Origin of the sequence: Paraglaciecola chathamensis S18K6, from assembly GCA_000314955.1 — a bacterium.
Taxonomy (GTDB): domain Bacteria; phylum Pseudomonadota; class Gammaproteobacteria; order Enterobacterales; family Alteromonadaceae; genus Paraglaciecola; species Paraglaciecola chathamensis.
On record BAEM01000033.1, the window covers coordinates 338665 to 348813 of the forward strand.

At 44.9% G+C, this 10149-nt stretch carries 9 protein-coding genes; all 9 read left to right on the top strand.

Annotated elements, in window-relative coordinates:
• Positions 1-134: 134 nt before the first annotated feature.
• Positions 135-566, top strand: coding sequence for a nucleoside-diphosphate kinase (gene ndk, locus GCHA_RS12570; protein WP_007988746.1), 432 nt, complete (start codon positions 135-137; stop codon positions 564-566).
• A gap of 132 nt (positions 567-698) precedes the next feature.
• Positions 699-1841: a dual-specificity RNA methyltransferase RlmN gene (rlmN, locus tag GCHA_RS12575; RefSeq protein WP_007988748.1), complete on the top strand. Its 1143-nt coding sequence runs from the start codon at positions 699-701 to the stop codon at positions 1839-1841.
• A 20-nt stretch (positions 1842-1861) separates the two neighbouring features.
• The gene (gene pilW / locus GCHA_RS12580; protein ID WP_007988751.1) at positions 1862-2851 is read left to right on the top strand and encodes a type IV pilus biogenesis/stability protein PilW; all 990 of its coding nucleotides are present in this window, start codon (positions 1862-1864) and stop codon (positions 2849-2851) included.
• Positions 2852-2892: 41 nt separating this feature from the next.
• Positions 2893-3942 (top strand): RodZ domain-containing protein, encoded by a 1050-nt coding sequence (locus GCHA_RS12585; RefSeq protein WP_007988753.1) that lies wholly within the window; start codon positions 2893-2895, stop codon positions 3940-3942.
• Positions 3943-4023: 81 nt separating this feature from the next.
• Complete coding sequence (ispG, locus tag GCHA_RS12590; protein WP_007988755.1) at positions 4024-5142, top strand: flavodoxin-dependent (E)-4-hydroxy-3-methylbut-2-enyl-diphosphate synthase; 1119 nt, start codon at positions 4024-4026, stop codon at positions 5140-5142.
• A gap of 113 nt (positions 5143-5255) precedes the next feature.
• Entirely contained in the window at positions 5256-6536 is a 1281-nt protein-coding gene (gene hisS, locus GCHA_RS12595; RefSeq protein WP_013753197.1) for a histidine--tRNA ligase, read from the top strand.
• Positions 6537-6603: 67 nt separating this feature from the next.
• Positions 6604-7227: a YfgM family protein gene (locus GCHA_RS12600; protein WP_007988759.1), complete on the top strand. Its 624-nt coding sequence runs from the start codon at positions 6604-6606 to the stop codon at positions 7225-7227.
• A 10-nt stretch (positions 7228-7237) separates the two neighbouring features.
• A complete protein-coding gene (gene bamB / locus GCHA_RS12605; protein ID WP_007988760.1) occupies positions 7238-8467 on the top strand; it encodes an outer membrane protein assembly factor BamB in 1230 nt (409 codons plus the stop codon).
• Between the two features lie 87 nt (positions 8468-8554).
• Entirely contained in the window at positions 8555-10003 is a 1449-nt protein-coding gene (gene der, locus GCHA_RS12610; protein WP_007988763.1) for a ribosome biogenesis GTPase Der, read from the top strand.
• Positions 10004-10149: the final 146 nt, after the last annotated feature.

A 10149-nucleotide genomic window follows, 5' to 3' on the forward strand; every position in this document is an offset into this window, starting at 1 on the left:
TGAGATTGTAAATCGCAAAATTTTTTCTTTGACGCAGATTAATTTTGCGATTTGTTGGGCTTTTGCTGAGGAAACGCATATAATCCGCGCGAATTTTTAATCGCACTTTTATCATTTGTAATCGGAGACCTATCATGGCCTTAGAACGTACTTTTTCAATTATCAAGCCAGACGCAGTAGCTAAAAATGTTATTGGCGCAATCTACAACCGTTTTGAAAGCGCAGGCCTACGCATTGTTGCTTCTAAAATGATTCACCTTAGCAAAGAGCAAGCTGAAGGATTCTATGCTGAGCACAGCGAGCGTCCTTTCTTTGATGCTTTGGTAGAATTTATGACATCTGGTCCTGTTATGGTTCAGGTTTTAGAAGGCGAAAATGCAGTTGTTAAAAACCGTGAAATCATGGGCGCTACTAACCCAGCTGAAGCTCTTGCGGGTACGTTACGTGCAGATTACGCAGCATCTATTGATGAGAATGCTTGTCACGGTTCTGATGCGCCTGAATCTGCAGCACGCGAAATTGCTTACTTCTTCTCTGACGAAGAAATTTGCCCACGCACTCGTTAATCTAATTAACGCTGGTAAGTAAGGGAGCCTAGGCTCCCTTTTGCGATCTAAATGCGCGACAACGCCTAACAAAATGGTAGTTTTCGCGTAAAAAATGTACACTAGTTTCTTTTATTTGAGGTACCCCGTTTCATGTCACAAGTGATGTCAGCAAAACCGACTAAAATCAATTTACTTAACTTCAACCGAGCTGGTTTAAGGGAGTATTTTAGTTCGATTGGTGAAAAGCCATTTCGTGCTGACCAAGTGATGAAATGGATTTATCAGGCAGGCGAGTCTGATTTTGATCAAATGACTAATTTGAACAAAGCACTACGTGAAAAGCTTAAAATGCAATGTGAAGTCAAAGCTCCTGAAATCGCTTATCAGCAAGGCGCTACTGATGGCACCATCAAGTTCGCACTTCGCTTAGAAGGTGGCCAAGAAGTTGAAACCGTGTGGATCCCAGATGCTGACCGTGCGACCTTGTGCGTGTCCTCACAGGTGGGCTGCGCGTTAGAATGCACATTCTGTTCAACTGCTCAGCAGGGGTTCAATCGTAATTTGAGCGTAGCAGAAATCATCGGCCAAGTATGGCGAGTGGCAACCACCATAGGCTTGTCGAATGACAGTGCCAAGCGACCAATCACCAATGTGGTCATGATGGGTATGGGTGAACCATTGCTCAATTTGAAGAACGTGGTTCCCGCAATGGACTTAATGCTGGACGATCTAGCCTTCGGATTATCAAAGCGCCGCGTTACCCTTAGTACTTCAGGGGTTGTACCTGCTTTAGATATGCTAGGTGATCAAATCGATGTGGCATTGGCTATTTCTTTACATGCCCCCGATGACACCTTACGTGACGAAATTGTGCCGATTAACAAGAAATACCCTATCCAAGAATTTTTGGCGGGTGTTCGCCGTTATCTCGCCAAATCAAATGCCAACCAAGGTAAAGTGACGGTTGAATACGTCATGCTCAACGGTATTAATGACAGTACCGACCAAGCACATGCGTTAGCTAAGGTCTTGGCAGATACACCAAGCAAAATTAATCTTATCCCTTTTAACCCGTACCCTGGCTCACCTTATAGCCGTTCAAGCAATTCGCGAATTGATCGCTTTGCTAAAGTGCTATCAAGTTATGGATTGATGGTCGTTGTACGTAAAACGCGTGGCGATGATATTGATGCTGCGTGTGGCCAGTTAGTAGGCGATGTGGTGGACAGAACCAAACGAATGTTGAAAAAACAGATGAAGGGTGATGAAATTTCGGTAAAAATGCAACATTGAGTATTAACCGAGTGATCGCTATGAAATTTTTTCGCTTTTTCGTTGTTGTTTTAATATTTGGGCTAAGCGCTTGCGCTAGCCAAAATAGCGGTACCGCAGTAGACGATTTTGACAAACAAAAAGCAGCAAAAACCCGTTTATCACTAGGACTTACTTATCTAGAAAATGGTAACTATAGTCAAGCTAAGTTCAATCTTGATAAAGCATTGGCGTTTGCGCCTAATCTAGCCGATGTACATTATGGAATGGCATACTATTATCAGAACGTTGAAGAGCCTGAATCAGCGTCTAAGGCTTATCAAAAAGCTATCAGCTTAGCCCCAAAAAACGCCGACATCGCTAACAGTTACGGGGCTTTTTTGTGCGCACAAGGTGATTATGAACAAGCCAAAGAGTATTTCTTTAAAGCCCTTAATAGCGATGTTTATAACTCATCTGCAGAGACTTATGAAAACCTGGCGTTGTGCAGCCAAAGTCAAAATGCATTTGACGATGCTATCGGCTTTCTGAAGGACGCGCTAAATCATCAGCCAGGGCGTGCTAAAAGTTTATTTTTGCTAGCACAGGTTCAATTACAAGCGAATAGGTTCGCCGCAGCGAGAGACAGCTTACGTCGATACGAAAAAGTCGCTTCTGTATCAGCACAAAGTTTGTGGTTAGCTGTCAAAATAGAGCAGGGGGCAGGCGCCCCGAAACGTGCGACTGATTATGCCAATATGTTACTCAGTTTGTACCCTGACTTTCAGCCCGCAAGAGATTATATTAACGGTATTGACGTCACTAGTACGCCAGAACCGACGGTCAATGCACCTGAGGTTAAGCCTAAAACCGACTCAGTAAAGGACAGCTTGCCTGCCAGTCAGTATCACGTTGTGACAGCGAAAGAGAATCTTTATCGCCTTTCTCTGCAATATAACGTTAAGATGAAGAAACTAATGGAATGGAATGATATTTCAGATCCTGCCTCTATCTACATTGGGCAAAAGTTGATTGTCGTCGAGCCTAAATAGCCATCCTAATTAATTGTAAATATAAGAGTAGCGTTAGTTAAATGAGTGAAGAAGTACAACATGTCGAAGAGCCTCAAGTACAGGGCCCAGGTCCTGTATTAAAAGCTGCGCGTATAGAAAAGGGATTGACGGTGGAACAAATCGCCAATCGGATTCACTTAAAACCAAGTTTGGTCAGTGCGTTAGAAGAAGATGTATACGACCAAGGTATTTCGATGACCTTCATTAAGGGCTATCTTAAACTTTATGCACGCCAGGTTGATGTATCTGAAGCGCAAGTGCTCGACGGCTTAGACAACCTAGATACTCATAAAAAAGAACCCGCAAAATTGCAAAGCTTCTCCCGTCGCGTGGCCCATCAAGCCAATGACGATAAGCTGATGTTAGTCACCTATCTTATTTTAGCCGTCGTTGTAGCCTTGGTGGTTATCTGGTGGTTTCAGCAAAGTGATAACGATAAAGTCGACATTTTAGATACCCCAGTCACACAAATTGACACCTCAGGCTTTACACAAGAAGAGTCGTCGTCAACTGATGAGCTTGAACTTGATGAATCCGCTTCACGTGACATCGCTGAAAACCAAGTTGCTGTATCGGGGAGTCTACCAAAAAATGAAGTTGAGCAAGCCGAGGGCGATGTATCAACCGATGCCTTAGAGTCAACTCAACCTGAAATCGATACTCAAACTGTTGGCGAGTCAGTTAGCAACGATGATGACAGTAATCTAGATAGCACAGTTGATAGCAGATTAAATAGCGCGGTAAACAACAGCATTGATACGAACGCTCAAAACACATCGAACGCGGGCAATAGTCTACGCGAAGAGGCGGCAGCGAAACTTGGCGAGCCAGTGGACGTTGTTTTCACTTTTGCTGATGATTGTTGGGTAAGCGTTATTGATGCGACAGGCGAAACAATTGCCATTGGCGTTAAGGTCGCGGGCCGGGTAATGAGCATCTCAGGCATTGCTCCGTTTGAAATTATTTTAGGGGCCCCGAGCGTAGTGCAAATAAAATATGCCGATAAAGATGTCGATATGTCATTTTTAGCCCCCAATAGTACCGCTAAATTTTCGTTGCCTAGGGCATAAATCATAAACAGTTAAATTGTAAGTGCTTGGCGTCAATTTTCAGCACAAGTTACACGTTATCAAATTGAGTTAGGAAACAGCATGTTTGCAGAGTCACCGATAAAACGCAGAGAATCAACCAGAATTAATGTGGGCAGCGTTCCTATTGGCGGGGGAGCCCCCATAGCCGTGCAATCAATGACCAATACCTTAACAACTGATGTTGCGGCAACGGTGGCGCAAATTAAGCGCATTGTGGCAGTAGGCGGCGAAATTGTGCGCGTGTCTGTGCCTACTATGGATGCGGCCGAAGCGTTTAAGCAAATAAAGCAACAGGTGGATATTCCATTGATTGCCGATATCCACTTTGATTACCGTATCGCCTTAAAAGTAGCGGAATACGGCGTAGACTGCCTACGTATTAATCCGGGGAACATTGGCAGCATGGAGCGAGTTCGTTCTGTGGTGGATTGCGCCAAAGACAAGGGTATTCCAATACGGATTGGGGTTAACGGTGGCTCCCTCGAAAAAGACCTGCAAGAGAAATACGGCGAGCCGACACCTGAGGCACTCGTGGAGTCTGCTATGCGCCACGTAGATATCTTGGACAAGTTGAATTTCGACCAGTTTAAAGTCAGTGTTAAGGCTTCCGATGTATTTCTAGCGGTGGGCGCTTATCGTGCGTTGGCTAAAAAGATTGATCAGCCGCTGCATTTAGGGATCACCGAGGCCGGTGGCTTTCGCGCTGGTGCCGTAAAAAGTGCGGTTGGCCTTGGCATGCTATTAGCTGAAGGTATCGGCGATACGATCCGTATTTCTTTAGCTGCTGATCCTGTCGAGGAAATCAAAGTGGGCTTTGATATTTTAAAATCGCTACGTATCCGTTCTCGTGGGATTAACTTTATCGCCTGCCCGAGTTGTTCTCGCCAAGAGTTTGATGTGATAAGCACAGTTAACGCGCTTGAATCACGTTTAGAAGATTTATTGACCCCCATGGATGTGTCAATTATTGGCTGCGTAGTGAATGGGCCAGGGGAAGCTGAAGTCTCTGACTTAGGCCTAACGGGTGCGCGAAATATGAGTGGATTTTACGTAGATGGTAAACGTCAAAAAGAACGTTTGTCTAACGATGACTTGGTCGACCAACTCGAAAAACGCATACGCGCCAAAGCAGCCTTACTTGATAGCAGTAAGAAAATCGACATAAAGCATCTTGGATAATAGCCAACTTAGGCAAAAAAGCGTGATAAAGCGGAGTCTTCGTTTACGTTTACCAACAACGCCCCTATAATACGGGGCTTTTCAATACTATCTAGTCAAAGAGAATTTCCTTAGTGTCTAAACAAATACAGGCAATACGAGGCATGAATGATTGCCTTCCTGAACAGTCGGGCTTATGGCAATGGGCTGAGAAAGCGATCCGTGAAGTCGTTGCCAGTTATGGTTATCAAGAAGTCCGTACACCAATCGTTGAAAGCACCGATCTTTTTAAACGCTCTATTGGCGAAGTGACCGATATTGTCGAAAAAGAAATGTATACCTTTGCTGATCGAAATGACGACAGTTTAACCCTGCGCCCTGAAGGCACCGCTAGTGTGGTGCGTGCTGGTAATGAACACGGGTTGTTGTACAACCAGCAACAACGCTTGTGGTATATGGGCCCTATGTTTCGTCATGAACGTCCGCAAAAGGGGCGCTACCGCCAGTTTCATCAATTTGGGGTCGAAGTATTTGGTTTAGCCGGTCCTGACATTGATGCAGAAGTGATTGCCTTGAGCGCCCGTTTATGGAAAAAGTTCGGCATTTCCGAGCAAGTCACGTTAGAACTAAACTCGTTGGGCTCTAACCAAGCGCGTGAAACCTATCGTCAAGCCTTAGTAGAGTATCTACTGGAAAGGAAAGAACACCTAGACGAAGACAGTTTACGCCGTTTACAGAGCAATCCTTTGCGCGTATTAGATAGTAAGAATCCCCAGGTGCAAGCCGCTATCACGGATGCTCCAAGCTTGATTGATTACTTAGATGCTGAATCTAAAGAACATTTTCAAGCATTGTGTGAACGTTTAGACGCCTTAGGTATCCAATACCGAGTTAATCCACGTTTAGTTCGCGGGTTAGACTATTACAACCGTACCGTTTTTGAGTGGGTGACCGATAGTTTAGGTGCTCAAGGAACTGTTTGTGCAGGCGGCCGTTATGATGGTCTAGTTGAACAATTAGGCGGTAAAACGACCCAAGGTGTAGGGTTTGCCATCGGTTTGGAACGTTTGGTGTTAATGCTGCAAGCAAATGGGGCTGAAGAGTTTGTCCCGTCTCCGGTGGATGTATATGTTACGGCCATGGGAGATGAAGTCGAGCTATACGCCTTAAAAATAGCGGAAAGTTTGCGTGATGTCATGCCAAGCCTTAGAGTACAAACCCATTTCGGTGGCGGAAACTTTAAGAAGCAGATGAAGCGCGCAGATAAAAGTGCTGCGCGAGTAGCCTTGGTTTTAGGTGAAAGTGAACAGCAAGAAGCGCAGGTTAGCATTAAATTTTTACGTGAAGATAAACCTCAAATTCGAGTTGCACGCTCGGAACTTGAGTCGACGTTAAGTACGTTATTTTCACTTTAATACAAATTTAACAAAAAATTAGTCGCTGCTTATATTCAAAGTGGTGCAGCAGTGAGAGGAAGTTGCGATGGAACATTACGAAACAGAAGAACAACAAGTTGAAGCGATCAAGCGATTTTGGAAAGAGAACGGTACCGCAATTATTGTTGGCGCTGTTCTTGGTTTAGGTGGTCTTTGGGGCTGGCGTTATTACAACGATGAACAAATCGCTGCAAAAGAACAAGCCTCTGCTGCCTTTGAATCGCAAACTGCTGCTTTGTTGGCAGAAGATGCTAACTTTGGTCAAGCAAAACAGTATATCGATGAAAATAGTGATACAGGTTATGCATTGTTAATGGCGTTTCAGCTTGCTCAACAAGCCATCGACCGTAAAGATCTTAGCGAAGCTGAAAAGCAGCTAGAATTTGCTGCGGCTAATAGCCAGAACGAAGCCGTAAATGCGCTTGCAAATTTACGTTTAGCTCGCGTTCAACTCGCATTAGAGCAACCAGAGAAAGCGCTTGCCAGTGCAGAGAATATAACGACTGCTGCGTTTAGTGCTCAGCAACAGGAAATCAAAGGCGACATTTACGTTAAGCAAGAAATGTTTGATAAAGCCCGCAGTGCATACAGCGCAGCAGTGGCAGCGAACTCAGCGAACACGGTTGTTAAAATGAAGCTAGATAACCTAGCACTTGCGGCGAATGGGTAGGGAATTATACGTGAACAAAGCATTACTGCCTTTATTAGTCATTAGTACCCTTGGTTTATCAGCGTGTAGCACAGTTTCAGGCTGGTTTGCCGACGATGAAGAACTTGAAATCCGCACGCTTAAGCCTATTAACGCCGAATTTACTCCAACTACCTTGTGGGATACTGAGCTGGGCGATGGTATTTCGCACTACTTTTCTAGATTAAAGCCGGCTGTTGGTTATGACATGGTCTTTGCTGCTAATCGCCAAGGTAAAGTCGCGGCGTTTAACAAAGAAACTGGCAAAGAGATATGGCATAAAGATTATGCGGTTTATAACAATGAAGGGTTTACATCCAGCATTACCAATTTATGGTCAAGCGGCGCCTCTGCCAAAATCGCAGGCGGACTCGCTGTCGCCTATGAAACTCTGTTCTTTGGCACAGAAAATGGTGATGTTACAGCGCTTGACGTGCACACCGGCGAAGAAAAGTGGACTGTAACAATTAAAGGTGAAGTATTAGCCGCACCTGCGATTGATGAAGGGGTGGTTGTTATTAACACCGGCTCGGGCACCATGTTTGGGCTAGATGCTGAATCAGGAGACGAAATTTGGTCTTATGAATCAGATGTTCCTCCTTTGTCGTTGCGTGGTATTGCCGCGCCAGTAGCTGCAAACGGTGGCGCAATTGTCGGTACCGCCTCGGGTAAATTAGCGGTCAATATATTAGGAACAGGACAAACAGCGTGGGAGCAGCCTATAGGCTCTGCAACTGGGGCGACTGAGCTTGATCGTATTGTTGACATAGACAGCAAGCCATTGATTGCAGGCGGCGTCATTTACGTGATTTCGTTCGATGGTAGCTTAGCGTCCGTTGAGCTTAGAAGCGGTCGAACCATTTGGAAACGTGAGTACAAATCTTACCGTCGCCTGACGCAAGCGGGAAACAGCCTGTTCGTTGTTGACTCAGACAGTAACGTATACGCCCTAGATGCTAGAAACGGCATTGAAAAATGGAGCCAAAGCGCACTGAAGAAGCGTTTACTCACAGCCGCAGAGCCTATTGGTGATTATTTAGTGGCTGGTGATAAATGGGGCTTCCTTCACTTTTTTGACCAAGCAGAAGGAAAAATTGTCGCTCGCGTTGATGTCGGCGGAGATGACGAAGACGAAAGTATTTACAGTGCCCCAGTGGTTGATGGCAACATACTGTATACTCAGACTCGTGACGGTAAGTTAGTAGCCATTCAGGTTCCCTAATTTAACCCTAAGTGACCAAGGTCACGTTATTAGTATTAATCGGCTTGGGATGTTCCTGAGCCGTTTGCGTTTTAAGGATTGTGAAATATGTTACCCGTTGTCGCCTTAGTTGGCCGCCCTAATGTGGGGAAATCCACGTTGTTCAATCGTCTGACGCGCACGCGAGATGCGTTAGTCGCGGATTTTCCTGGATTAACCCGAGACCGTAAGTACGGTCAGGCTAACTATGAAGGCTTGCAGTTTATTGTTGTTGATACTGGCGGTATTAGCGGTGATGAGCAAGGCATAGATATGGCGATGGCTAATCAGTCTTTGATGGCGATTGATGAAGCTGATGTTGTGTTATTTTTGGTCGATGCTCGGGTTGGATTGACCGGTGCTGATCAAGGTATTGCAGAACACTTACGTAAACAGAATAAGTCTGTTTACGTGGTGGCGAACAAGGTTGATGGTATTGATGGTGACAGTGAAAGTGCAGATTTCTTTGCGCTCGGTTTGGGGGACGTAAATCAAATTGCCGCCGCTCATGGCCGTGGGGTAACCCAATTATTGACCCATACGTTAATGCCGCTTGCTGAACAGTTTCCAGACATGCAGGTGCCTGAAGAAGAAGAGATAACCCAAGAGCAAGATGCAGAAAAGCAATTAGAGAAGCTACTTGCATCTCCAATAAAACTAGCGATTGTTGGCAAACCTAACGTAGGTAAGTCCACACTGACTAATCGAATTTTAGGTGAAGAGCGCGTGGTGGTGTATGACCAACCTGGTACAACCCGCGACAGTATTTTTATTCCGATGGAGCGAGATGGTCGCGAGTACGTACTAATTGACACGGCCGGTGTACGTCGTCGTAGGAGTATTTCAGAAGCGGTTGAGAAATTTTCAATTGTAAAAACCTTGCAAGCTATCGAAGAAGCTAACGTGGTGCTGTTGGTCATTGATGCTCAAGAAGGAATAACTGATCAAGATCTAAGCTTGTTAGGCTTTGTGCTCAACTCGGGTCGTTCATTAGTTTTGGCCGTCAACAAGTGGGACGGACTTGATAAAGATGTCAAAGACGAAATAAAGCGTGAACTTGATAGACGGTTAGGGTTTATTGATTTTGCCCGTCTTCATTTTATTTCAGCGCTTCATGGTACCAATGTGGGGCATTTGTTTGAGTCTGTTCAAGAAGCGTATAACAGCGCTACCAAGCGGATTAATACCTCTATGTTGACGCGCATCATGGATATGGCCCAAGCCGATCATCAGCCGCCAGTGGTGCGTGGTCGTCGAGTCAAAATGAAATATGCCCATGCTGGGGGTTACAACCCGCCGATCATTGTTATTCATGGTAATCAGGTGAAAGACTTGCCAGATTCTTACAAGCGTTACATGATGAATTACTTTCGTAAATCATTAAAAGTCATGGGGACTCCCATAAAGGTTGAATTTCGTGAGGGGGCAAACCCCTATGAAAGTAATACCAATACCATGACGGACTCACAACGCCGAAAGCGTAAGATGCTTATGCGTATGCATAAAAATAACAAGTGATTTTGATATAGCCTTATCGCGTATCAATAGCGCACACTGGTATAACAACAAAAAGCCTCCTTAACGACAATTAAGGGGGCTTTTTTGTTGGTAACAGCTTTGGCTAAATTTGTATTATACCAATCCGCATTAATAAGTGACCTCCT